Genomic DNA, 22,087 nt, shown 5'->3' on the forward strand with positions numbered 1-22,087 from the left:
TGACCCGTACAACCAGGGTGGCGGCAACTACGGTGGCGGCCAGCAGCAACAGTACAACCAAGCTCCGCCACGCCAGCAGGCTCAGCGCCCGCAGCAGCAACAGCGCCCGGCGCCGCAGCAGCCTGCGCCGCAGCCGGCGGCTGACTTTGACAGCTTCGATGACGATATTCCGTTCTGATCGAGCGGCAAGGCGTCTAGCTGGAACAGAAACCCAGGGCAGTTGCCTTGGGTTTTTTTATGCCTGTTCAGGCATCGCTATCCAGCGCCGCCTGAGCAAACTGTGCATCCAGCTCCGGCGTGGCACCACTGATGCCAATACCGCCGATATGCATGCCGTTCTTGTCCATGATCGGCAGGCCTCCTTCCAGCAACGTGAACCCCGGTAATGATGCATAGGGGTTGGCCGGGTGTGCGGAGCTGCGTTCGCCAAGTGCGCGTGAAGACAAGGGGAAGCGGGCAGAGGTCGAAGCCTTGAGTTGCGCTACCTTGATGCTGCCGCTGCTGGTGCCGTCCATGCGGTGGAAGTGTTTCAGGTTGCCATGGTTGTCGATGATGCTGATGACGATCGCATAGCCCTGGGCAGTGGCCGCTCGTTCGGCGGCTGCGGTCATTTTTCGCGCTTGTAGTGACGTGAGTGGCGAAGGATTTTCACCCGAGGCGGCTGCAGGACTTGGGGCAATGGTGCCTGAGCCGGCGACGAGTACACTCAGGCAGAACGTCTTGAAATTCATGAGGACAGATCCCTTTGTCGGAGTTTGCCTCAACCTAGTCAGTTTCAAGCGAATCTGATGTAGTCCTTTTCCGAAAGTGCCGAGCGGGAGGCAGAGCGGTGCAGCATGCCGCTCAATAGAACAACCGCGGCTCCGGTGAGTCCAGCAGGCTCGCCAGTTTGGTCAGGGCAAAGCCCAGCTCCTGGCGGCTGGGAGACATCAAGGCAATGCGCACGCCGCAGGTGGCATGGTTGCGCTCGGGCAGGAACTGGCTGCCGCTGACCACCGTGACGCCATTGTTGCGCGCCAGGTTGGCGAACTCGTCGCTGGTCCAGGGCTCGGGCAACTCCAACCAGATATGGAAGCTGTTGGGCTGGCTGCGGATCCTGTACTTGCCCAGGATTTCTCGCGCCATGTGCTGACGCGCAGCTGCTTCCTCCTGCTGCACCTGCACCAGCTGATCGGCCATGCCGCTGTTGATCAGGTTGCTGGCCAGTTGCGCCATCAATGGCGATGGCATCCAGACACTGCTGCGTACCATCGATGATAGCCGCGAGAGGGTTTGCGGCGGGGCATACAGGTAGCCGATACGCAGTGCCGGCAGCACGCTCTTGGACAGGCTGGTGAGGTACACCGACCGCTCAGGGGCATACGCAGCAAGCGGCTTGTAGTCCGGGGCGGGTTCGAGAAAACCATAGATGTCATCATCGACGATGAACAGGTCGAACTCGCGAGCGATCTGGGCGATGGCCTCGCGCCGCGCATGGGGCATGATCGAGTTGGTCGGGTTCTGGTGCGTGGTGACGCACACCAGCAGCGAGGGGCGATGTTCCAGGCATGCCGCACGCAGCGCCTCGGGAATCAGCCCGAATTCGTCCATGGCCACGCCTCGCAGGCGACGCCCCATGCTGTGGGCCAGGGAGATGATGCCTGGGTAGCAGAACGATTCGCACAGCACCACGTCGTCGCTCTTCGACAGGCTGCTGATGGCTACTAGCAAGCCATGCTGGGCGCCCGACGTCAGCACCACCTGCTGCCAGCGGGCTTCGGGCAGCCAGCGCTGGATCCAGGCCGCTCCAGCCTGCTTGTGGGTCGCATGGCCGCCCTCGGTGACATAGTCCAGCACCTGGGCCAGGTCGGGCGACTGGGCCAGTTCGTTGATGGCGCCGCGCAGCCAATCGGTCATGTGGGCGTCATTGGGCTTGATGATCGACAGGTCGATCTGCCCGCTCTCGCGCTCGGCGCTGCTGGGGCTGGGCCGTGCAGGCGCAGGCGGGGCAGGGGGCTGCGCCTGGCGTTGCGGCAGCACGAAAGTCCCGCGCCCGACCTCACCCACCACCAGGCCACGCTTGGCGGCTTCGTCATAGGCTCGGCCAATGGTGCCGGGTGTCACGTCCAGTGACTCGGCCAGGTCCTTGAGGGTTGGCAAGCGTTCGCCAGCCACCAGCCGGCCGCTGCCGATGTCCTGCTCCAGGGCGTCGGCGATCATCAGGTAGACCGGCTGCGCCAGGTCGCTGTAATGAGGAACCCACATAGAAATGGCACCAGAATCTGCGAGAACGCGGAAGCCTAGCACGAAAGGTCTGATGGAAGTAATTGTGTTTTCTTACGTGTAAATTACCTTGATTGAATCGCATCGATCAGTCGGTCGACGACCTTAAATCGAGGCCTTGATCGAAATAAATCCGGTCTGCATCCAGCGCCGTTTCGCCACGCCCTCCAGAAACCTTTTGAAATCAATAAGTTGATTGAATCGACTTAATTGTCTGTTTGCGCCTTTTGGAAAATGGATTGAATCGACGTTATTTTTGTAATTACAATGATTGCGTCGATGCAATTCGCTGGCCTCTTGCCGGCTTCAGCCGCTTGCATCGTCCCGCTGTGACCGGCTTCAAAAACATAAACATCTGCCGCCGACACCGACTGGCCTCAAGCCAGCAACATGGAATATCACTGCAAATGGAAAGTGCACACCTGCATCAAGGCGCCGAGCTACAAGCCTCACTGGAGATCCGTCTGCCCTGGGTCATCTCCAGCGCCTGGCAAACCTTGCTGAACAACACACCGCTCGACTTCGAGACGAGCAAGGAGCTTTATCCACAGCTCAAGGACCAGGCCCAGGACGTGCTGGGCAAGGCGCTTTGCCAACAGATCCGTGGCTTTGTCACGGACCCGTACCTGACCAGCATGATCGTGCGCAATTGCCCGCGTGACCGTGACATCCCACCCACACCTTATTCGGGCGTACTCAGCCCGCGCAGCACGCCGGTTGCCTGCCTGGTCAGCCTGACCATGCAGAGCCTGATGGGGATCAACCCGGTGGTCTACGAGGGTGAGAACGATGGTCGGCTGTTCCGCCATGTCATTCCTTCGCGTCATTCTTCCAGCCACAAGAGCTCCCATGGCTCGAAGCTGCGCTTCTCCTATCATGTGGACAACCCGGACCTGCCACTGTCATCCGAGCCGCTCGGCGACACGTCCTGCTGCCCGGAATACCTGTCGTTCTTCGGCATGCGCTGCGACCCGCGCATCAGCACCACACTGGTGAGCCTCGATGCCGTGGTGGCGGCACTGCCCGCGGCCACCGTACGCGAACTGTGCCTGCCTCAGTTCGAGATCCGCCGCCCCGACTCCTTTAGCGGCAACCGCCGTTGCACGGCCGAACTCCCTGTACTGGTGCGCGGCCATGCCGGTGAATGGTTGTGCCGTTTCGACAGCGAAAACACCCACGGCCTCAACCTGCGGGCCGAGCAGGCACTGGCCAGCCTGCGCAGCGTGCTGGAAACCCGTCGCTTCGACGAACCCCACCTGCTGCTGCCGGGCGACTTCATGGTCTTCAAGAACCAGCGTGTGCTGCATGCCCGCGATGGTTTCGAGCCACAGAACGATGGCGCCGACCGCTGGCTGCTGCGGCTGTTCGCGGTCAACGACCTGAACCGCGTGCATTTCGCCCGGGCCGATCACCTTTACGAAGTGCTCTCCTGATTCTCTTTTACTGACTCGACGGACGTACCGATATGGAACTGTTAGGCGCCTTCTGGGCGGAACACTGGTTGTTGGCGATCCTGATGCTGGGCGCCATCGCATTCGTTGCAGGCTTTGTCGACAGCATCGCCGGGGGTGGCGGGCTGTTTCTGGTGCCGGGCTTTCTGCTGGTGGGCATGCCGCCGCAGGTTGCCCTGGGGCAAGAGAAGCTGGTGAGCACCCTGGGCACCCTCGCGGCCATCCGCAACTTCCTGGTCAACAGCAAGATGGTCTGGCAAGTGGCGCTGATCGGTGTGCCGTTTTCATTGCTCGGGGCTTACCTGGGCGCGCACCTGATCGTGTCGATCCCCCAGGAAACCGTGGGCAAGATCATCCTGGCGCTGATTCCGTTCGGCATCCTCATCTTCCTCACCCCCAAGGACCGTCCGGTGGAGGAGCGCGAACTGTCGCCACGCATGCTGTTCACCGTGGTTCCGCTGACCTGCCTGGCCATCGGCTTCTACGACGGCTTCTTCGGCCCCGGCACCGGCAGCATGTTCATCATCGCGTTCCACTACCTGCTGCGCATGGACCTGGTCTCCAGCTCCGCCAACTCCAAGACCTTCAACTTCGCCTCCAACATCGGCGCACTGGTGGCGTTCGTCATGGCGGGCAAGGTCGTCTACCTGCTGGCGCTACCGCTGGTGGCCTGCAACATCCTCGGCAACCACCTGGGCAGCGCCCTGGCCCTGCGCAAAGGCAATGAAGTGGTACGCAAGGCGTTGGTGTTCTCGATGCTCTGCCTGTTTACCAGCCTGGGCGTGAAGTACCTGGCCTGACCCCTTTCAAAGGAGATAACTGATGAAAACTGCATTCGTCACCGGCGCTTCTTCGGGCTTTGGCCGGGCCATCTGCCGCACCCTGATCGGCAAGGGCTACCGTGTGATCGGCGCCGCCCGGCGCATGGACAAGCTGCAAGTGCTGGAGGCCGAGCTGGGCGACAATTTCATTGCTCTGGCGCTGGATGTCACCGATCCGCGGTCGATCGAGTCGGCGTTCGAACAAGTCCGCGACGCCTCGCTGCAAATCGACCTGCTGGTGAACAATGCCGGGCTGGCGCTGGGTGTCGACCGCGCCCAGGCCAGCAGCAGCGAGAACTGGCAGCAGATGATCGACACCAACGTCACCGGCCTGGCGATGGTGACCCACAAGGTCCTGCCGCAGATGGTGGAGGCCGACAGCGGGATGATCATCAACATGGGGTCCATTGCCGGCACTTATCCGTACCCGGGCGGCAACGTGTATGGCGCCAGCAAGGCGTTTGTCCGCCAGTTCAGCCTCAACCTGCGCGCCGACCTGGCCGGCACCCGCGTGCGGGTGAGCAATATCGAACCGGGGTTGTGCTCGGGCACCGACTTTTCGGTGGTGCGCCTGAACGGCGACCTGGATGCCGTGCAAGCGCTCTATCGTGACGTGGAGGCCATCTTGCCGGAGGACATCGCCGCCACAGTGGCGTGGATTGCCGAGCAACCGGGGCATGTGAACATCAATACCGTCGAGATCATGCCGGTGGCCCAGAGCAGTGCGGCACTCAATGTGGCGCGTAACCTGCCGCACTGTTGATTGGCTTATGCGATGACCCATGTCATCGCACGTTCTCGTTTCTTGACTAGTCTTATCCATTGGCGGCCATCAATTAGCCGCCACCGTGACTACCAAGAGGCGCCGGCCATGTTCCGTGCGTCCGAACCTGATCAGGAGTGCACGATGGATCTCAACCGTCGGCAGTTCTTCAAGGTCGCCGCTGTCGGCCTTGGAGGCTCGAGCCTGGCGGCGTTGGGCATGTCCCCTACGCCGGCCTTCGCCGAGCAGGTGCGTCACTTCAAGCTGGCGCACACGAAAGAAACCCGCAACACCTGCCCCTACTGCTCGGTCGGCTGCGGCCTGATCATGTACAGCCAGGGCGATGCGGGCAAGAACGTCAAGCAGAACATCATCCACATCGAAGGCGACGCCGATCACCCGGTCAACCGTGGCACCCTGTGCCCCAAAGGTGCCGGGCTGCTCGACTTTATCCACAGCCCCAGCCGCCTCAAGTACCCCGAGGTGCGCAAGCCGGGCAGCAAGGAGTGGGTGCGGGTCAGTTGGGACGAGGCGCTCGACCGCGTCGCCGACCTGATGAAGAAAGACCGCGACGCCAACTTCATCGAGAAGAATGCCCAGGGGCAAACGGTAAACCGCTGGCTCACCACCGGTTTCCTCGCTGCCTCCGCCGCCTCCAGCGAGGCGGGTTACCTGACCCACAAGGTCGTCCGCGCAACAGGCATGCTGGGGTTCGATAACCAGGCACGTGTCTGACATGGCCCGACGGTGGCAAGTCTTGCCCCGACGTACGGCCGTGGCGCCATGACCAACCATTGGTCCGATATCGCCAACGCGAATCTGGTCCTGGTGATGGGTGGCAACGCAGCAGAAGCGCATCCATGCGGCTTCAAATGGGTGACCGAAGCCAAGGCGCACAACCAGGCGCGGCTGATCGTGGTCGACCCGCGGTTTACCCGTACCGCTTCGGTGGCGGACTACTACGCGCCGATCCGTACCGGTACCGACATCGCCTTCATGGGCGGGCTGATCAACTACCTGCTGAGCAATGACAAGATCCAGCACGAGTACGTGCGCAACTACACCGACGTGTCGTTCATCGTCAAAGAGACCTATGGCTTCGAGGACGGGCTGTTCAGCGGCTACGACGAGGCCAAGCGCGTGTATGCGGACAAATCCGGCTGGGGCTATGAGCTGGGCGAGGACGGCTTCGCCAAGGTCGACCCGACCCTGCAGCACCCGCGCTGCGTGTTCCAGTTGATGAAGCAGCACTACAGCCGCTACACCCCGGAGCTGGCCAGCATGACCTGCGGCATGCCGCAGGACGCCATGATGAAGATCTGGGAAGAGATCGCCACCTGCTCGGTACCGGGCAAGACCATGACGATCCTCTACGCACTCGGCTGGACGCAGCACTCCATCGGCGCGCAGATCATCCGCAGTGCGGCCATGGTCCAGCTGCTGCTGGGCAACGTCGGCATGCCGGGCGGCGGGGTCAACGCCCTGCGCGGGCACTCCAACATCCAGGGCCTGACCGACCTCGGCCTGCTGTCCAACTCATTGCCGGGCTACCTGACCCTGGCTGGCGACGCCGAGCAGGACTACGCCGCCTATATCGACAAGCGCGCTTCCAAACCGCTGCGCCCGGGGCAGCTGTCGTACTGGCAGAACTACGGCAAGTTCCACGTCAGCCTGATGAAGGCCTGGTACGGGCCGAACGCGACGGCCGAAAACAACTGGGGCTATGACTGGCTACCCAAGCTCGATGTGCCGGCGTACGACGTGCTGCGCATGTTCGAAATGATGAGCCAGGGCAAGGTCAATGGCTACATGTGCCAGGGCTTCAACCCGATCGCCGCGCTGCCGGACAAGAATCGCGTCACCGCGGCGCTCGGCAAGCTCAAGTGGCTGGTGATCATGGATCCGCTGGCCACCGAAACCTCGGAGTTCTGGCGCAATGCTGGGCCGTTCAACGATGTCGACACGGCCAATATCCAGACCGAGGTGATCCGCCTGCCCACCACCTGTTTCGCCGAGGAGGATGGCTCGCTGGTCAACAGCAGCCGCTGGCTGCAGTGGCACTGGAAGGGCGCCGACGGCCCGGGCGAGACCCGCACCGACGTGCAGATCATGAGCGAGTTGTTCATTCGCCTGCGCCAGCGTTACCAGGCCGAGGGCGGGGCCTATCCAGACGCCATGATGAACATTCACTGGCCGTACAAGATCCCCGCAGAGCCATCACCCGAGGAGCTGGCCAAGGAGATGAACGGCTGGGCAGTGGCCGATGTCACCGACCCGACCGGCGCAGTCATCAAGGCTGGCCAGCAACTGTCCGGCTTCGGCCAGCTCAAGGATGACGGCAGTACCGCCTCCGGCTGCTGGATTTTCGCCGGCTGCTGGACCGAGCAAGGCAACCAGATGGCCCGCCGCGACAACAGCGACCCGTACGGCATGCACCAGGTGCAGAACTGGGCCTGGGCCTGGCCGGCCAATCGCCGCATCCTCTACAACCGCGCGTCCAGCGACCCCCAAGGCAAGCCGTGGGACCCAGAGAAGAAGCGCCTGGTGTGGTGGAACGGCAAGGCCTGGACCGGCACCGACGTGCCCGACTTCAAGGTCGACTCGCCACCTGAGGCAGGGATGAACCCGTTCATCATGAACCCCGAAGGTGTGGCGCGGTTCTTCGCCATCGACAAGATGGCCGAAGGCCCGTTCCCCGAGCACTACGAGCCGTTCGAGACGCCGATTGGCATCAACCCGCTGCACCCGCAGAACAAGAAGGCCACCAGCAACCCGGCCGGGCGGATCTTCGATTCCGTGTGGGACACCCTTGGCAAGCACGAAGAGTTTCCATATGCGGCGACCACTTACCGGTTGACCGAGCACTTCCACTTCTGGAGCAAGCACTGCCGCCTCAATGCCATCGCCCAGCCCGAGCAGTTCGTCGAGATCGGCGAGGTGCTGGCCAACGAAAAAGGCATCAAGGCCGGTGACCGGGTGCGGGTGTCGAGCAAGCGTGGTCACATCGATGCGGTGGCGGTGGTGACCAAGCGGATTCGCCCGCTGCAGGTCAACAACCAGACGGTGCACCAGATCGGCATACCGCTGCACTGGGGCTTCACCGGGACCACGCGGCATGGCTACCTGACCAACACCTTGGTGCCGTTCCTCGGTGACGGCAACACCCAGACGCCAGAGTCCAAGTCGTTCCTCGTCAAAGTGGAGAAACTCTGATGGCCAGCCAAGACATCATCGCCCGCTCGGCCACCACCACCGTTCCGCCTTCGGTACGCCAGCTGGACGAGGTCGCCAAACTGATCGACACCACCAAGTGCATCGGTTGCAAGGCCTGCCAGGTGGCGTGCTCGGAATGGAACGAACTGCGTGACGAGGTCGGCCACAACCACGGCACCTATGACAATCCCCAGGACCTCACCGCTGAAACCTGGACCCTGATGCGCTTCACCGAGCACGAGCGCGACGACGGCAACCTGGAGTGGCTGATTCGCAAGGACGGCTGCATGCACTGCGCCGAGCCGGGCTGCCTGAAGGCCTGCCCAAGCCCGGGCGCGATCATCAAGCACGCCAACGGCATCGTCGACTTCAACCAGGACCACTGCATCGGCTGCGGCTACTGCATCACCGGCTGCCCGTTCAACATCCCGCGCATCTCGCAGAAGGATCACAAGGCTTACAAGTGCACCTTGTGTTCCGACCGCGTGACCGTGGGCCTGGAGCCGGCCTGTGTGAAGACCTGCCCGACCGGGGCGATCGTGTTCGGTACCAAGGAGGAGATGAAGGTGCATGCCGCCGAGCGTATCGTCGACCTCAAGTCCCGCGGCTTCGAGCAGGCCGGGCTGTACGACCCGGACGGTGTCGGCGGCACCCACGTGATGTATGTGCTGCACCACGCCGACACACCGAAGCTGTACGCCGGCCTGCCGGACCAACCGGTGATCAGCCCGCTGGTGGGCTTGTGGAAGGGCTTCACCAAACCGCTGGCGCTGTTGGCCATGGGCGCGGCGGTGCTGGCCGGGTTCTTCCACTACGTGCGGGTGGGGCCACAGCGGGTCGAGGAGGACGAACACCCGGTGCCACCGGACAACAGCGTGCATCAGGTGGACCCTGCGGTGCATGTCTATGACCCGACCAAGCCCGGTGGGCAAGGGGAGCAGCGGCCATGAACGACGACAAACCCATCCTGCGCTACAACGCCAATGAGCGGACCAACCACTGGATCGTCGCCATCCTGTTCATGACGGCAGGTCTTTCCGGGCTGGCGCTGTTCCATCCGGCACTGTTCTGGCTCAGCCATCTGTTTGGCGGCGGACCATGGACGCGCATTCTGCACCCCTTCCTGGGCGTGGCGATGTTCGTGTTCTTCCTCGGCTTGGTGTTCCGTTTCTGGCGCGCCAACTTCATCACCGCCAACGACCGCCTGTGGCTGCGCCGCGTGGACCGGGTGATGCTGAACCAGGAGGAGGGAGTGCCACCGATCGGCAAGTACAACGCCGGGCAGAAGCTGCTGTTCTGGACCCTGCTGGTGTGCATGCTGGTGTTGTTGCTCAGCGGCGTAGTGATCTGGCGCGCGTATTTCAGCCAGCTGTTCGGTATCGAGGTCATTCGCCTGTCGGCGCTGGCCCATGCGCTGGCGGCGTTCGTGCTGATCCTCAGCATTATCGTGCACATCTACGCCGGTATCTGGATCAAGGGCTCGATCGGCGCCATGCTGCATGGCGGGGTCAGCCGCGCCTGGGCACGCAAGCACCATGAGTTGTGGTACCGCGAAGTGACCGGCGACAAGACGCCGGGCAATCACGGACGGAAAGAAGGATGAGCGCTTGAGCACGATACTCGAACCGGGGCAGATCGAAGCGTCGGCAGTGATGCCGCCGTTTCTGCACCTGCCGCCTGCCAATCTGTTTGCACTGCGCGCAGCGCGCCTGGAGCACTTGGCTGAGGGCAATGCCCTTGGCGATTACCTGCTGCTGATCGCTCAACTATGCCGCGTCCAGCAGCAGCTTGTGGATAACCCTCCCGGTAGTTTGCCGGTGGCCGAGGAGCGTCATCGCCTGTGCATAAGTCATGGGCTGCCGCCGTTGGCAGCCGACGGTCTGGTACGGGAGGGGCCGTGGCTGGTCTGGTTGCAGGCCTTGCTCTTGCACTTCGATAGCGAGGCCAGTGGCGCGCTGGGCGAAGCGCTACAGGCCCTGCGCGACAGTGACGACAGCCAGCGCAAGAGCTGGGGGATCGCTTTGCTGGCCGGCCAGTACGATGCGCTGCCGGCGGCGTTGGTACCGTTCATTGGCGCCGCCTTGCAGGCAGCCTGGTCGAGCTGGTTGCTGGCCCTGCCAGCACCGGAACTGAAGCCCGCCGGTAGCCTGGCGCAGTGCCCGGCCTGCGGTTCGCCGGCAATGGCCGGGGTGGTGCGCAACCGTGGCAAGCACAACGGCCTGCGTTACCTGGCATGTTCGTTGTGTGCCTGTGAGTGGCATGTGGTGCGGGTCAAGTGCGTCTATTGCGAATCAAGCAAGGACTTGCGTTACACCAGTCTCGAAGACGATCGCCATGCGCCGGGCAAGGCGCCGCTACGGGCCGAATGCTGCCCGGAATGCTCCAGCTACCTGAAGCAGCATTATCTGGAAAACGATGCGGCGGCCGAGCCACTGGCTGATGACCTGGCCAGCCTGGCGCTGGATATCAGGCTGGACGAGGAGGGCTTCCATCGCCTGGCACCCAACCTGATGCTCGCGCCGGGTAGTGGCTGAGTGTCTACACTGTAATACCGAGTTGCCTGCTTCGCGGGTAAACCCGCTCCCACAGTTACAGCGCACTTCTGAAGGTTGGCGCTATACCTGTGGGAGCGGGTTTACCCGCGAAGAGGCCATCAAAGACAACGGACCCGTCCAAGGTAGTACTCTGCATGCCCTCCAGCCTAGCCAGCGACACCCTGCGCCTGCCCTCCATCGATACCCTCCTGCGCCACCCGGCCTGCCTCCCGCTGATCGACCGTCACGGCCGCGACGCCGTCCTGAGCACCTTGCGCCAGCTGCTCGACGACCTGCGTGACCCTGCCCGCAACGGCGAACTCAGCAGTGCCGAACTGGCCCCTGAAATCCTCCTCGGTCGTGCTGGCGAACGCCTCTCGATCCAGCAACGCAGCCAGGTCCGCCGCGTGTTCAACCTCACCGGCACCGTGCTGCACACCAACCTGGGTCGCGCGCTGCTGCCCGAGGAGGCCATCGAGGCCATGCAGACCGCCGCCCGCTATCCCCTCAACCTGGAGTTCGACCTGGCCACCGGCAAGCGCGGCGACCGTGATGACCTGATCGAAGGCCTGATTCGCGAGCTGACCGGCGCCGAGGCCGTCACCGTGGTCAACAACAATGCCGCCGCCGTGCTGCTGGCGCTCAACAGCCTGGGCGCGCGCAAGGAAGGCATCATCAGCCGGGGCGAACTGATCGAGATTGGCGGTGCCTTCCGCATTCCCGACATCATGGCAAGAGCCGGGGTGAAGCTTCACGAAGTCGGCACCACCAACCGCACCCACGCCCGTGACTATGAAGCCGCCATCGGCCCGCGCACCAGCCTGCTGATGCGCGTGCACTGCAGCAACTACAGCATTCAGGGCTTCACCCATCAGGTACCGACTGCCGACCTGGCGCGTATCGCTCACCAGCATGACTTGCCACTGCTCGAAGACCTCGGTAGCGGCAGCCTGCTTGACCTCACGCGCTGGGGCCTGCCCGCCGAACCGACGGTGCGCCAGGCCTTGGCCGATGGCGCCGATATCGTCACGTTCAGTGGCGACAAGCTGCTGGGCGGCCCCCAGGCCGGGATCATCGTCGGTAGCAAAGCCCTGATCGCCAGGATCAAGAAGAACCCGCTCAAGCGCGCACTGCGGGTCGACAAGATCACCCTCGCCGCACTCGAGGCGGTGCTGGCGCTATACCGCAACCCCGACCGCCTGGCCGAACGCTTGCCGAGCCTGCGCCTGCTGACCCGCGGCCAGGCCGAGATCCAGGCCCAGGCCGAACGCCTGGCTCCCGAGCTCAAGGCGCACCTTGGTGAGCAATGGCAAGTCGGCGTCGAGCCGGCGCTGGGCATGATCGGCAGCGGTAGCCAGCCAGTGGCGCGGCTGCCCAGTGCGGCGCTGTGCCTGCGCCCGCTGGTGTCGAAGAAGCTGCGCGGGCGCAGCCTGCATGTGCTGGAGCGTGCCTTGCGCGACCTGCCGGTACCGGTGCTTGGGCGCATCGCTGGCGACGCCCTGTGGCTCGACCTGCGCCAGCTCGACGATGAAGCCCAATGGCTGGCGCAGTTGCCGGCCCTGCAACTTGGGCCCGTGCAATGATCGTCGGCACCGCCGGCCACATCGACCACGGCAAGACTGCGCTGCTTCAGGCCCTCACCGGCCAGGCCGGGGACCAACGCCAGGAAGAGCGCGCGCGTGGCATGACCATTGACCTCGGCTACCGCTACGCGGCGCTGGCCGAGGGGGCTGCCTTGACCGGCTTCATCGATGTGCCGGGCCATGAGCGGTTCATTCACAACATGCTGGCCGGCGCCCATGGCATCGACCTGGTGCTGCTGGTGGTGGCCGCCGACGATGGGGTGATGCCACAGACCCGTGAGCACCTGGCGATCATCGAGCTGCTGGGGATTCCCCAGGCGCTGGTGGTGATCAGCAAATGTGACCGGGTCGAACCCGCTCGTTTGGCAGAGGTGCAGGCGCAGATCAGGGAGTTGCTGGCAGCGGGGCCTTATGCCAAGGCACGGCAGTTCCCCGTGTCGAGCATCACCGGGCAGGGTATCGAGGTGTTGCGTCGGGCCTTGCTAGAGGCCGAGGTGCGGGTGCGTCAGCGCAGCGCACGCGGGGGCTTTCGCCTGGCCGTCGATCGCGCCTTCGCCGTGACCGGCGCCGGGGTGGTGGTGACCGGCACGGCACTGGCCGGGCGTGTCAGTGCCGGCGACACGTTGCTGCTGGGCAAGGCCGGCAAGCCGGTACGGGTGCGTGGCTTGCACGCGCAGAACCAGGTGGCGTTGGTAGCCGAGGCCGGCCAGCGGGTGGCGTTGAACATTAGCGCCGAGCGCCTCGCGGTAGAGCACGTGCACCGAGGCGACTGGCTGGTGCCGGAATGGCTGCATGCGCCCAGCGTGCGAGTCGATATCGAACTTTGCCTGCTCCCCGGTGAAACCCGCCTGTTCGAGCATTTCAGTGCGGTACATGTGCACCTTGGTACTCAGGATGTGACGGCACGGGTGGCCTTGCTCGAAGGTGAAACCTTGGCCGCTGGCCAGCGCATGTTTGCCCAGCTGCTGCTCAACGCACCGTTGCAGGCGGTACATGGAGACCGCCTGGTGCTGCGCGACCAGCGTGCCCAGCGCACCCTGGGCGGCGGCAAGGTGCTCGACCCGTTCGCGCCCAGTCGGCAGCGCCGCAGTGAACAACGCCTGCGCCAACTGCAGGTGCTGCGTGATGCCGATGGCCTGGAGGAGGCACTGCCGGCCTTGCTCGCCAGTGCGCTTGGGGGGCTCGACCCGCAGCGCCTGGAGCGCCAGTTCAATCGCCAGCGCGATACCTGGCTGTTGCCCAATGATGTGTTGGTGGTAGCCACGCGCCAAGGCCCGCTGCTGTTTGCCCAAGGCCAATGGCAAGCGCTGAGGCAGCAGGTGCTGGAGCAACTGGCGCGCTTCCATGAGCAGGAGCCTGACCAGCTCGGCCCGGACCGCGACCGCCTGCGCCGCTTCGCTGCCTTGCCGCTTGAGCGCCCGGCGTTTGTCAGCTTGCTCGATGAGCTGCTCAATGACGAAATGATCGCCAGCAGCGGTCCGTGGCTGCATTTGCCTGATCACAAGGTGCAGTTGAGCGCCGTCGACAGCGCGCTATGGGAGCGGCTGCAGCCGAAGTTGCTCGCAGGGGAATATGACCCACCTTGGGTCCGGACGCTGGCCGCCGAAGAACATTGCGCGGAGGCGGATGTGCGCCTGTTGCTGCGCAAGCTGGCCCGGCTGGGCCTGGTACATCAGGTGGTGCGCGACCTGTTCTATCCTGAGGTAACGCTAAGGCGCATGGCAGAGCTGCTGCTGCGGCAGGCTAACGACACGCCAGTAGTGCAGGTTGCTGCGTTTCGCGATATGTTGGGCATCGGTCGCAAGCGCAGTGTGCAGATTCTCGAATACTTCGACCGTATCGGGCTGACCCGTCGGGTGGCTGACCAGCGCTACATCCGCGCCGACAGTGCCCTGGCCCAGCAGCAGGCCAGGCACTGAGTTCAAGGAAGGCAATCGCGCCCGGTGGCGCGGCCGGGCTTCAAACCCGGTTGGGGACGGCAGCCGTTCCCGGGCAGGTTCGACTCCCGCTGCCTTCCGCCATTTTCCGCTTTCAGGCCCGCTCGCCGCAAAGGTCCAGCGCGAACCATTGCTCCACCGCGTCTACATCCAGCCCCGCACCCAGTAGCGCAAACATCTTGCCCAGCGCCGCTTCGCGGGTCATGCCGCCAGCGCTGACCAGTCCAGCCGCGCGCAGGCGGTTGCCTGCCGCATAGGTATCGAACACGACCGAACCTTCGGGGCACTGGCTGATGGCTGCCAGCAGCACACCACGCTGGCGCGCTGCACGCAGCACTTCCAGCAGCGCCTGATCATCCGACGGGCCGGTGCCACTGCCATAGCATTCCAGCAGTAACCCTTGCACGCCGCTGTCGAGCAAGCCCTTCAGATGCCCGGCTTGCAGGCCCGGGTACACCGGCATCACCGCCAGGTTGACCGGCTGACGCTGCTGGCGATAGTTCAGGGCGGCAGGCAATTCGGCGGCACGCTCGCCTTCACGGTGGCGCGGCAGTGCAGCGAAGGCGTCGAAGGCCTCGCTGCGCAGCTTCGAAGCCCGGCAGCCATGCAGCAGCTGGCCATGGAAGTACAGCTGCACGCCAGCCTCCAGGCCCTGTTCGAGCAGGCGCAAGGCCCCGCACAGGTTGCCCCATGCATCGCTGCCCGGCGCGCCAGCCGGCAACATCGAGCCGGTCAGCAGTACCGGCACCGGCAGGCCCAGCAACAGGAACGACAGCGCTGCGGCGCTATAGGCCAGGCTGTCGGTACCGTGCAGCAGCAGCACACCGTCATGGCCGGCGTCCACCGCCGAGACGATAGCATCGCGCATCGCCAGCCAGTTGTGCTGCTGCATGTTGGCGCTATCGAGCAGCGGGTTCATTTCCTGCAGTGTCCATTGCACCTGGGGCGCGTCGGGCAACTGGGCCAGGTGTTCGCGCATCCGCGTGTCGAAACCGCCAGCCGGCGCAAGGCCTTCGGCGGTTTCGAGCATGCCGATGGTGCCACCGGTGTAGAGCACGAGAAGATTCTTGACAGCACGCATGGAAAGCATCCGTAGCGGTGAGCGGAGGTGAAGCAGCCGCCCACGGACGGGGCGGCCAGGCAGGGGAGGATATCAGCGCTGCGTCTGAACTTGGCCAGCGGCCGCGTCAGTGGCGGTTTCCGCCTGCGGATTGGCAGGCCAGGCGTTACGGTCCAAATCCAGGTCGGCGAATTTCGACGAATCGAACACCGGCTGCTGGATGCCGGCCTTGCGCTGTTCGTCGTAGTCGCGCATTACCCGCAGGCCGACTTTGAACAGCAGCGCCAGGGCCACCAGGTTGACGAAGGCCAGGCAGGTCATGGTGATGTCGGCGAAGGCGAATACGGTCGACAGGTCCTGCATCGAACCCCATACCACCAGCGCCAGTACCAGAGCGCGGAATACCAGCAGCACTACGCGGTTGCGGCTGAGGAACTGCAGGCTGTTTTCACCCAGGTAGTAGTTGTAGAGGATGCAGGTGAACACGAACAGCGACAGTGCCACGCTGACGAACAGGCGGCCCCAGTCGCCGACCACGGCGGCCAGCGAGTTCTGGGTCAGGACGATGCCGTCACCTTCGAAGCCCGGGGTGTAGAAGCCCGACAGCAGGATCAGCAGCGCGGTGCAGGTGCAGATGACGAAGGTGTCGAGGAACACGCTGAACGCCTGGACCACGCCCTGGGCGCCCGGGTGTTTCACAGCGGCCACGGCAGCCACGTTTGGTGCACTGCCCAGGCCCGCTTCGTTGGCGAACACGCCACGCTTGACGCCCATGACGATGGCGCTGCCGAGCAGGCCACCGAACGCCGGGTCAAGGCCGAATGCGCTCTTGAAGATGGTTTCCAGCATGGCGGGCACGTGTTCGATCTGGGTGCCGATCACGTACAGGGTCACGCCGATGTAGGCCAGGGTCTTGACCGGTACCAGCAGGTCGGACACTGCGGCAATGCGCTTGATGCCACCGATGAAGGTGATGGCCAGCAGCACGGCAAGGACGATGCCGGTGTGCTTGGGGTCAAAGGCAAAGGCATTCTGCAGCGAGTGGGTCACGGTATACGACTGCAGGCCGATGAAGGCGAAGCCATAGGTGACCAGCAGCAGGATCGAGAACAAGATGGCCATGCTCTTGAGCTTCAGGCCGTGCTGGATGTAGTAGGCCGGGCCGCCACGGTACAGGCCGTCGCCGTCAGCGCGCTTGTAGACCTGGGCCAGGGTGCATTCGAAGAAACTGCTGGCCATGCCGACCAAGGCAGTGACCCACATCCAGAACACCGCGCCTGGGCCACCCAGAGTCACGGCGATACCGACACCGGCGATGTTACCGGCGCCAACGCGGCCGGCGAGGCTCAGCATCAGGGCCTGGAAGGAGCTCAGCTGGCCTGCCTGGCCACGCAGCGATTCCTTGAATACAGCAAACATGTGGCCGAAGTGGCGGAACTGGACGAACCGCGAACGGATGGTGAAGTAACCGCCGAGACCGACGATCAGCACGATGAGGAGTTTCCCCGAAAGGAAATCGTTGAGTGCTTCGAGCATTGGAAAATGACCTCGATTCTTATTCTTCGCATGGAATGAACAGCGGACGGCAGGCGTATCGCTGTTCGTTGGCGCGCATGGTTGGCCATGACAAAGGTGGTTACAATTTCGCGGGTTGCTCTAATTTGGTGCGACTTGATGCTACACTGGCGTCAATCGCGTCACCCGAGCCCCTAAGCATGAGCGATCATTTCGCTACCAACCTCAAACTGGCGTGCAGCCATTACCGCTCTATCTCCGAAGTTTGCCGCCAGCTGTCGATAAACCGCGCGCAATTCAACAAGTACCTGAGCGGGCAGAGCCGTCCGACGGCTTACAACCTCAAGCGCATCGGTGATTTCTTCGGCGTTGAAGATTACGAGTTGAACTTGCCGCCTGAGCAGTTCAGCCGCCTTATCGGTGCCCGTGCATCGACACCGGCCGAGCAGAGCGGTGACCCGATCAGCGAACTGTTCCGCCCGCTGCACGATCACGCGGGTAATCTGTCGCGTTATTGCGGCTACTACCTGGAATACTCCAACTGCATGTCCGTCCCGGGCACCATCCTGGTGTCGTTGGTGCACCTGTGGGAGGAGCGTGGCCGCTATTTGTTCGAGCGCCAGGAACGCCAGGAGCGCTCCAGTGCCACCGACCCACATGCCGAGGTGCGTTGCCGCTACCTGGGGGCGGCGTTCCAGTTGCAGGACCGTATGTTCCTGGTCGACTACGAATCGTTGACCTTCAACGAGATGAGCCAGACCATCCTGATCCCCAGCTTCAAGAGCCGCATCACGCGCCTGAACGGCCTGAAGGCCGGGGTCTCCAGCGGCGATCGGCGCAACCCGGCCTGCACCCGCGTGGTGTGGGAGTACCTGGGGGAGGAGATCAACCGCATCAATGCCTATCGGCAGGTGAGGTTGTACCAGCCGGATGATCCACGGATCGATGACGATGTGCGTGAGCGGTTGAGTGTTGGGCCGTTGCGTAACAGCTTGTTCGAGATTGAGTGAAATATTTAGTGCAGCACTGTGTAAGCGCGCAGCCATTCACCTACCGGATGACCGTCACCCAGCAGCAACTTCGTCGCCATCAGGCAACACACCGTGATCAACAGTGGTTTGATCAGTTGCGGCCCGAAGTAGAGGGCGCAACGAGCGCCGAGTTGAGCACCGAGGATGGCGCAGGCTGCCATGGCCAGCGCCAAAGGCCAAATGATGGCCCCACCGAAGGCAAATACTGACAACGCTCCAAGGTTGCAGGATGCATTGAGCAGTTTGCTGCTGCAGATTGCCTGCATGAGGTGCTGCCCCAGCAGCAACGTGAAGGCGACCATGAAGAATGAACCGGTACCCGGGCCAAAAATACCGTCATAGAAACCAATGCCTGGCGCTACCACGAGCGCGAAGCACAAATACGACAGCCGCCGCTTACGGTCCTGGTTCTCAAGCTTGGGGCTGAGTGCAAAATAAGCAGCGACCGCTATCAGCAAGAGCGGCACAATTGCTTCCAGGACCGCTCTGTCGAGCAAGCTGATCGACAAGGCGCCTGCAACACCACCTGCGAATGACAGCAAAGCCATTGGCCAGTCTGTTCGCCATTGGATCATTCGCTTGCGCGCGAACGCCCAGACTGCTGAAGAACTGGCCGAGGAGGCCTGGAACTTGTTGGTAGCCATTGCCGCCAGCGGATCGACTCCAGCAATGAATAACGCCGGAAGCGTGAGTAAACCACCGCCGCCTGCGATGGCGTCGAAGAAGCCTGCCAGCAATGCAGTGGCGGCAAGGATCAACAAAGTTGAAGTTTCGATTTCCATATTTGTTATTCCGTCTTATCCGCGAACGACGAGTGGGTCTGATTGAAGTACCAGAGGCTCCGCGTGAGGTGCATATGCAAACAGCCGAACCAGAAGCCTCCTGTTATCAAGAATGGTGTCCCGAGAATGCAGGGCCTGGCTGTTGTTGATCAAAAGCGCTGAGCTTGAGTCCAGCACAAATACTTTGGCTTCTATTTCGCTGACTAATCCCGCTAATGCCTTAAGTGCGTGCTGCGCAGGGATTGAAGCCTCTGAGTCCAACGAGTAGCGGTAAGTGCTGTAGCGCAAGGCAAACCCTTCCATTCTGTCGAACTGCAATATGGAACTTGCACGAGGAGGCGGGCTGTCGTCCTTGATGAAGCATTCGCTTCGGCTGAAGCGAAACGAGCGTGATGTGAGCGCAAGTGCCTCGATCCCGTTCAGTCTTCTGATGGCTCCGCGCATGGGTGTTAACCGTGTCGGCTCGCGCTGAGGGTTCCATCTTGCGGTCAGGATAAGTGCGCTCGGTGCTGGTGAGTGTTCGTCTTCAGCCTTGACCGAACAGTTGTAAGGGGGTTCTGTATGGGGGCCAAGGCTGACGCCTGCATGGGAGCTCAATTCGGCCGTTCGGTCTTGTTTTTCCTCAACAAGCGGGACCTTTCCACCACCTTTGAAGTTACCCACAAGACGCGTTTGTCTCCCCTCGTTATCGGTATCAAATGCGAAGGATTGGTATCCGACGAGACTCAGCAGAATCTGATGTCTGGACGCCAGATAAATAATAGCGGGCGCAGTGTTGAGGTTCTCATGTGGCGGCATTACATCAGGGGGTGGGTCACTGGACAATGGCAGCATGTTGCAGAACTCAATTGCGCAAACCTGGCCGGATGTGAATGCATCAAGAAGTCTCTGCTGTCGAGCTGTGATCTCCTGTTTCAGCCGCTCAGCATAGTGTCTGGATAACGCTGCAGTGCCTGAAGCATCAGGCCCCCCCTCAGCGGCCACACGAAGGCACGCTTCATCCAGTCTACGAGCTTGATCTGGCTCGAAGTTGAAGTGAGCAACATCGTGTAATTCTTCGCTATAGCCCGCAGCCATTGTTTTGTCCTTGCCTGTAGGGATTCTGTGAAACTTTCAAAGATACGGGAGCTATTTAGGCAACTTTTTTTGATGTTGGATGCAGGACCTGGCTACTCGAAGGTGTAGGAATATTCCTGCGAGGTGGTGGCTCCGAGGCGCATTAGTAGCGGCGCACCCTAGGGTTGGACTTCCCCGCCCGGAAACCGCAAAATGGCTCCTTTCCTTCTATCAACCTGTTCGGATCTGCTGACTCTATGCGTATGCGCCTGATGCTGTTGGGTGGTGGCAATGCCCTCGGGCAAGCGCTGATTCGTCTCGGGGCCGAGGAGGACATCGCATTTCTGGCACCGCGCCCGCCGGAGAACGGCTGGGCCCCGGCCAGCCTCACTCAGCTGCTTGACGATCATCGCCCCGATGCCCTGGTCAACCTGGCCTATTACTTCGACTGGTTCCAGGCCGAGTCGGTCAGCGACCAGCGCCTGGCCCAGCAGGAGCGGGCGGTAGAGCGGCTGGCGGAGTTGTGCCAGCACCACCAGATCACCCTGGTACAGCCTTCCAGCTACCGGGTGTTCGACGGTTCGCGGGCCACGGCCTACAGCGAAAAGGACGAACCGGTCCCCTTGGGCCAGCGGGGCCAGGCCTTGTGGCGTATCGAGCAGAGCGTGCGTGCGGCGTGCCCGCAGCATGTGCTGCTGCGCTTCGGCTGGTTGCTGGACGAAAGCATTGACGGTGCCTTGGGCCGCTTCCTGACCCGCGCCGAGCAACCCCAGGAACTGCTGCTGGCCGATGACCGCCGCGGCAACCCGACGCCGGTCGACGACGCCGCGCGGGTGATCCTGTCGGTGCTCAAGCAGCTCGATTGCAGCGCGCCGCTGTGGGGCACCTACCACTACGCCGGTAACGAGGCGACCACGCCGCTGGCACTGGGCCAGGCAATCCTCAGCGAGGCCGGGCAGTACCGTCAGCTGGCCGTGCAGGCCCCGACCGCGCAGGCCCATGCCGCACGGCCGGATGCCAGCGAGGAGCCGCAGCACGCGGTACTGGCCTGCAAGAAAATTCTTCACACCTTCGGCATCAAGCCGCGTGCCTGGCGCGCTGGCTTGCCGCCACTATTGGATCGATTCTACCGCCATGGCTGATGCCCCCATCCTGATCACCGGCGGCGCCGGCTTCATTGGCTCCCACCTGTGCGATGCGTTGCTGGCCAAGGGCTACGCCGTACGTATTCTCGACGACCTTTCCACCGGCAAGCGCGATAACCTGCAACTGGATAACCCGCGCCTCGAACTGATCGAAGGCGATGTGGCCGACGCCGCGCTGGTTCAGCGTGCCGCCGCCGGTTGCGCTGCCGTGGTCCACCTAGCCGCGGTGGCGTCGGTGCAGGCGTCGGTCGAAGATCCGGTGAAGACCCACCAGAGCAACTTCATTGGCACCCTCAATGTGGCCGAGGCCATGCGCGTGCATGGCGTGCGCCGCGTGCTTTTTGCATCGAGCGCAGCGGTTTATGGCAACAATGGTGAAGGCGAGTCGATTGCCGAGGACACGCCCAAGGCGCCGCTGACGCCCTATGCCGTGGACAAGCTGGCCAGCGAGCAGTACCTGGATTTCTACCGCCGTCAGCATGGCCTGGAGCCGGTGATATTCCGCTTCTTCAACATCTTCGGCCCGCGCCAGGACCCTTCCTCGCCGTATTCGGGGGTGATCAGCATCTTCAGCGAGCGGGCGGCCCAAGGCTTGCCCATCACCGTGTTCGGTGATGGCGAGCAGACCCGGGACTTCCTCTACGTCGGCGACCTGGTGCAGGTGATGGTGCAGGCGCTGGAGCAGCCGCAGGTGGAAGAGGGCGCGGTGAACGTTGGCCTCAACCAGGCCACTTCGCTGAACCAGATGCTCAAGGCACTGGAGCAGGTGGTGGGCCGCCTGCCAGCGATCAGTTACGGCCAGGCGCGCTCCGGTGATATTCGCCATTCGCGGGCGGACAACCAACGCTTGCTGGCGCGTTTTGCATTCCCGCAGCCGACCCCGATGGTCGAGGCCTTGGCCAAGCTGCTCGGTAGGGCTTGAGATAGCTGGGGC

The 22,087-nt window shown here is 62.9% G+C and carries 18 protein-coding genes, 1 tRNA gene and 1 pseudogene; 14 read left to right on the forward strand and 6 right to left on the reverse strand.

What is annotated here, in order from left to right:
- Positions 1-178: pseudogene (locus tag APH33_RS27995) on the forward strand (single-stranded DNA-binding protein); the annotation flags it as partial.
- 67 nt (positions 179-245) lie between these two features.
- On the opposite strand, the gene APH33_RS18360 reads toward APH33_RS27995, so the two are convergent.
- Both APH33_RS18360 and APH33_RS18365 read right to left on the reverse strand, forming a co-directional pair.
- Positions 246-731, reverse strand: a complete 486-nt coding sequence (locus APH33_RS18360) for a heme-binding protein (RefSeq protein WP_082433645.1) — start codon at positions 729-731, stop codon at positions 246-248.
- A gap of 112 nt (positions 732-843) precedes the next feature.
- Positions 844-2,244 carry a PLP-dependent aminotransferase family protein gene (locus APH33_RS18365; RefSeq protein ID WP_054886522.1) on the reverse strand — a complete coding sequence of 467 codons (1,401 nt, stop codon included), beginning with the start codon at positions 2,242-2,244 and terminating at the stop codon, positions 844-846.
- A 425-nt stretch (positions 2,245-2,669) separates the two neighbouring features.
- Between APH33_RS18365 and APH33_RS18370 the strand changes: the two genes are divergently transcribed.
- The 10 genes from APH33_RS18370 to APH33_RS18420 all read left to right on the forward strand — a co-directional run bounded on the left by APH33_RS18370 (position 2,670) and on the right by APH33_RS18420 (position 14,648).
- Positions 2,670-3,695 (forward strand): TauD/TfdA family dioxygenase, encoded by a 1,026-nt coding sequence (locus APH33_RS18370; protein ID WP_054886523.1) that lies wholly within the window; start codon positions 2,670-2,672, stop codon positions 3,693-3,695.
- 32 nt (positions 3,696-3,727) lie between these two features.
- Positions 3,728-4,513, forward strand: coding sequence for a TSUP family transporter (locus APH33_RS18375; RefSeq protein ID WP_054886524.1), 786 nt, complete (start codon positions 3,728-3,730; stop codon positions 4,511-4,513).
- Positions 4,514-4,535: 22 nt separating this feature from the next.
- Positions 4,536-5,297 carry an SDR family NAD(P)-dependent oxidoreductase gene (locus APH33_RS18380; RefSeq protein ID WP_054886525.1) on the forward strand — a complete coding sequence of 254 codons (762 nt, stop codon included), beginning with the start codon at positions 4,536-4,538 and terminating at the stop codon, positions 5,295-5,297.
- Between the two features lie 144 nt (positions 5,298-5,441).
- Positions 5,442-8,510: a formate dehydrogenase-N subunit alpha gene (gene fdnG, locus APH33_RS18390; RefSeq protein ID WP_143524216.1), complete on the forward strand. Its 3,069-nt coding sequence runs from the start codon at positions 5,442-5,444 to the stop codon at positions 8,508-8,510.
- The gene (gene fdxH, locus APH33_RS18395; protein ID WP_054886528.1) at positions 8,510-9,460 is read left to right on the forward strand and encodes a formate dehydrogenase subunit beta; all 951 of its coding nucleotides are present in this window, start codon (positions 8,510-8,512) and stop codon (positions 9,458-9,460) included. Before fdnG ends, fdxH begins: the two co-directional genes overlap by 1 nt.
- Complete coding sequence (locus tag APH33_RS18400) at positions 9,457-10,113, forward strand: formate dehydrogenase subunit gamma (protein ID WP_054886529.1); 657 nt, start codon at positions 9,457-9,459, stop codon at positions 10,111-10,113. The genes fdxH and APH33_RS18400 overlap by 4 nt, the downstream gene beginning before the upstream one ends.
- Positions 10,114-10,117: 4 nt before the next feature.
- Positions 10,118-11,044, forward strand: coding sequence for a formate dehydrogenase accessory protein FdhE (fdhE, locus tag APH33_RS18405; RefSeq protein WP_054886530.1), 927 nt, complete (start codon positions 10,118-10,120; stop codon positions 11,042-11,044).
- Positions 11,045-11,199: 155 nt separating this feature from the next.
- Positions 11,200-12,627, forward strand: coding sequence for an L-seryl-tRNA(Sec) selenium transferase (selA, locus tag APH33_RS18410; RefSeq protein WP_054886531.1), 1,428 nt, complete (start codon positions 11,200-11,202; stop codon positions 12,625-12,627).
- The gene (gene selB, locus APH33_RS18415) at positions 12,624-14,546 is read left to right on the forward strand and encodes a selenocysteine-specific translation elongation factor (RefSeq protein WP_054886532.1); all 1,923 of its coding nucleotides are present in this window, start codon (positions 12,624-12,626) and stop codon (positions 14,544-14,546) included. Before selA ends, selB begins: the two co-directional genes overlap by 4 nt.
- 6 nt (positions 14,547-14,552) lie before the next feature.
- Positions 14,553-14,648 (forward strand) — tRNA-Sec (locus APH33_RS18420).
- Positions 14,649-14,658: 10 nt separating this feature from the next.
- Here APH33_RS18420 and APH33_RS18425 read toward each other — a convergent pair.
- Together APH33_RS18425 and APH33_RS18430 are read right to left on the reverse strand one after the other, a co-directional pair.
- The gene (locus APH33_RS18425; RefSeq protein WP_054886533.1) at positions 14,659-15,645 is read right to left on the reverse strand and encodes an asparaginase; all 987 of its coding nucleotides are present in this window, start codon (positions 15,643-15,645) and stop codon (positions 14,659-14,661) included.
- A 72-nt stretch (positions 15,646-15,717) separates the two neighbouring features.
- Positions 15,718-17,160 (reverse strand): sodium:alanine symporter family protein, encoded by a 1,443-nt coding sequence (locus APH33_RS18430; RefSeq protein ID WP_054886534.1) that lies wholly within the window; start codon positions 17,158-17,160, stop codon positions 15,718-15,720.
- Between the two features lie 179 nt (positions 17,161-17,339).
- On the opposite strand from APH33_RS18430, the gene APH33_RS18435 reads away from it, so the two are divergent.
- Positions 17,340-18,149, forward strand: coding sequence for a helix-turn-helix transcriptional regulator (locus tag APH33_RS18435; protein WP_054886535.1), 810 nt, complete (start codon positions 17,340-17,342; stop codon positions 18,147-18,149).
- Between the two features lie 5 nt (positions 18,150-18,154).
- On the opposite strand, the gene APH33_RS18440 is transcribed toward APH33_RS18435, so the two are convergent.
- Together APH33_RS18440 and APH33_RS18445 are read right to left on the reverse strand one after the other, a co-directional pair.
- Positions 18,155-18,952: a TSUP family transporter gene (locus APH33_RS18440; protein WP_054886536.1), complete on the reverse strand. Its 798-nt coding sequence runs from the start codon at positions 18,950-18,952 to the stop codon at positions 18,155-18,157.
- Between the two features lie 15 nt (positions 18,953-18,967).
- Positions 18,968-20,029 (reverse strand): hypothetical protein, encoded by a 1,062-nt coding sequence (locus APH33_RS18445; RefSeq protein WP_054886537.1) that lies wholly within the window; start codon positions 20,027-20,029, stop codon positions 18,968-18,970.
- A gap of 236 nt (positions 20,030-20,265) precedes the next feature.
- Between APH33_RS18445 and APH33_RS18450 the strand changes: the two genes are divergently transcribed.
- Both APH33_RS18450 and APH33_RS18455 read left to right on the forward strand, forming a co-directional pair.
- On the forward strand, positions 20,266-21,150 hold the full coding sequence (locus APH33_RS18450) for a sugar nucleotide-binding protein (RefSeq protein ID WP_054886538.1): 885 nt from the start codon (positions 20,266-20,268) through the stop codon (positions 21,148-21,150).
- Positions 21,143-22,075 carry an NAD-dependent epimerase/dehydratase family protein gene (locus APH33_RS18455; protein WP_054886539.1) on the forward strand — a complete coding sequence of 311 codons (933 nt, stop codon included), beginning with the start codon at positions 21,143-21,145 and terminating at the stop codon, positions 22,073-22,075. Before APH33_RS18450 ends, APH33_RS18455 begins: the two co-directional genes overlap by 8 nt.
- Positions 22,076-22,087: the final 12 nt, after the last annotated feature.

The organism is Pseudomonas sp. NBRC 111130 (assembly GCF_001320485.1).
Taxonomy (GTDB): Bacteria; Pseudomonadota; Gammaproteobacteria; order Pseudomonadales; family Pseudomonadaceae; genus Aquipseudomonas; species Aquipseudomonas vlassakiae.

What these genes read in the sequence shown, in the direction of transcription:
- APH33_RS18430 (WP_054886534.1), bottom strand. Translation starts at nt 17,160, where the DNA reads ATGCTCGAAGCACTCAACGATTTCCTTTCGGGGAAACTCCTCATCGTG.
- selB (WP_054886532.1), top strand. Translation starts at nt 12,624, where the DNA reads ATGATCGTCGGCACCGCCGGCCACATCGACCACGGCAAGACTGCGCTG.
- APH33_RS18365 (WP_054886522.1), bottom strand. Translation starts at nt 2,244, where the DNA reads ATGTGGGTTCCTCATTACAGCGACCTGGCGCAGCCGGTCTACCTGATG.
- fdxH (WP_054886528.1), top strand. Translation starts at nt 8,510, where the DNA reads ATGGCCAGCCAAGACATCATCGCCCGCTCGGCCACCACCACCGTTCCG.
- APH33_RS18375 (WP_054886524.1), top strand. Translation starts at nt 3,728, where the DNA reads ATGGAACTGTTAGGCGCCTTCTGGGCGGAACACTGGTTGTTGGCGATC.
- APH33_RS18425 (WP_054886533.1), bottom strand. Translation starts at nt 15,645, where the DNA reads ATGCGTGCTGTCAAGAATCTTCTCGTGCTCTACACCGGTGGCACCATC.
- APH33_RS18360 (WP_082433645.1), bottom strand. Translation starts at nt 731, where the DNA reads ATGAATTTCAAGACGTTCTGCCTGAGTGTACTCGTCGCCGGCTCAGGC.
- APH33_RS18400 (WP_054886529.1), top strand. Translation starts at nt 9,457, where the DNA reads ATGAACGACGACAAACCCATCCTGCGCTACAACGCCAATGAGCGGACC.
- APH33_RS18435 (WP_054886535.1), top strand. Translation starts at nt 17,340, where the DNA reads ATGAGCGATCATTTCGCTACCAACCTCAAACTGGCGTGCAGCCATTAC.
- APH33_RS18455 (WP_054886539.1), top strand. Translation starts at nt 21,143, where the DNA reads ATGGCTGATGCCCCCATCCTGATCACCGGCGGCGCCGGCTTCATTGGC.
- APH33_RS18370 (WP_054886523.1), top strand. Translation starts at nt 2,670, where the DNA reads ATGGAAAGTGCACACCTGCATCAAGGCGCCGAGCTACAAGCCTCACTG.
- selA (WP_054886531.1), top strand. Translation starts at nt 11,200, where the DNA reads ATGCCCTCCAGCCTAGCCAGCGACACCCTGCGCCTGCCCTCCATCGAT.
- APH33_RS18380 (WP_054886525.1), top strand. Translation starts at nt 4,536, where the DNA reads ATGAAAACTGCATTCGTCACCGGCGCTTCTTCGGGCTTTGGCCGGGCC.
- APH33_RS18445 (WP_054886537.1), bottom strand. Translation starts at nt 20,029, where the DNA reads ATGGCTGCGGGCTATAGCGAAGAATTACACGATGTTGCTCACTTCAAC.
- APH33_RS18440 (WP_054886536.1), bottom strand. Translation starts at nt 18,952, where the DNA reads ATGGAAATCGAAACTTCAACTTTGTTGATCCTTGCCGCCACTGCATTG.
- APH33_RS18450 (WP_054886538.1), top strand. Translation starts at nt 20,266, where the DNA reads ATGCGTATGCGCCTGATGCTGTTGGGTGGTGGCAATGCCCTCGGGCAA.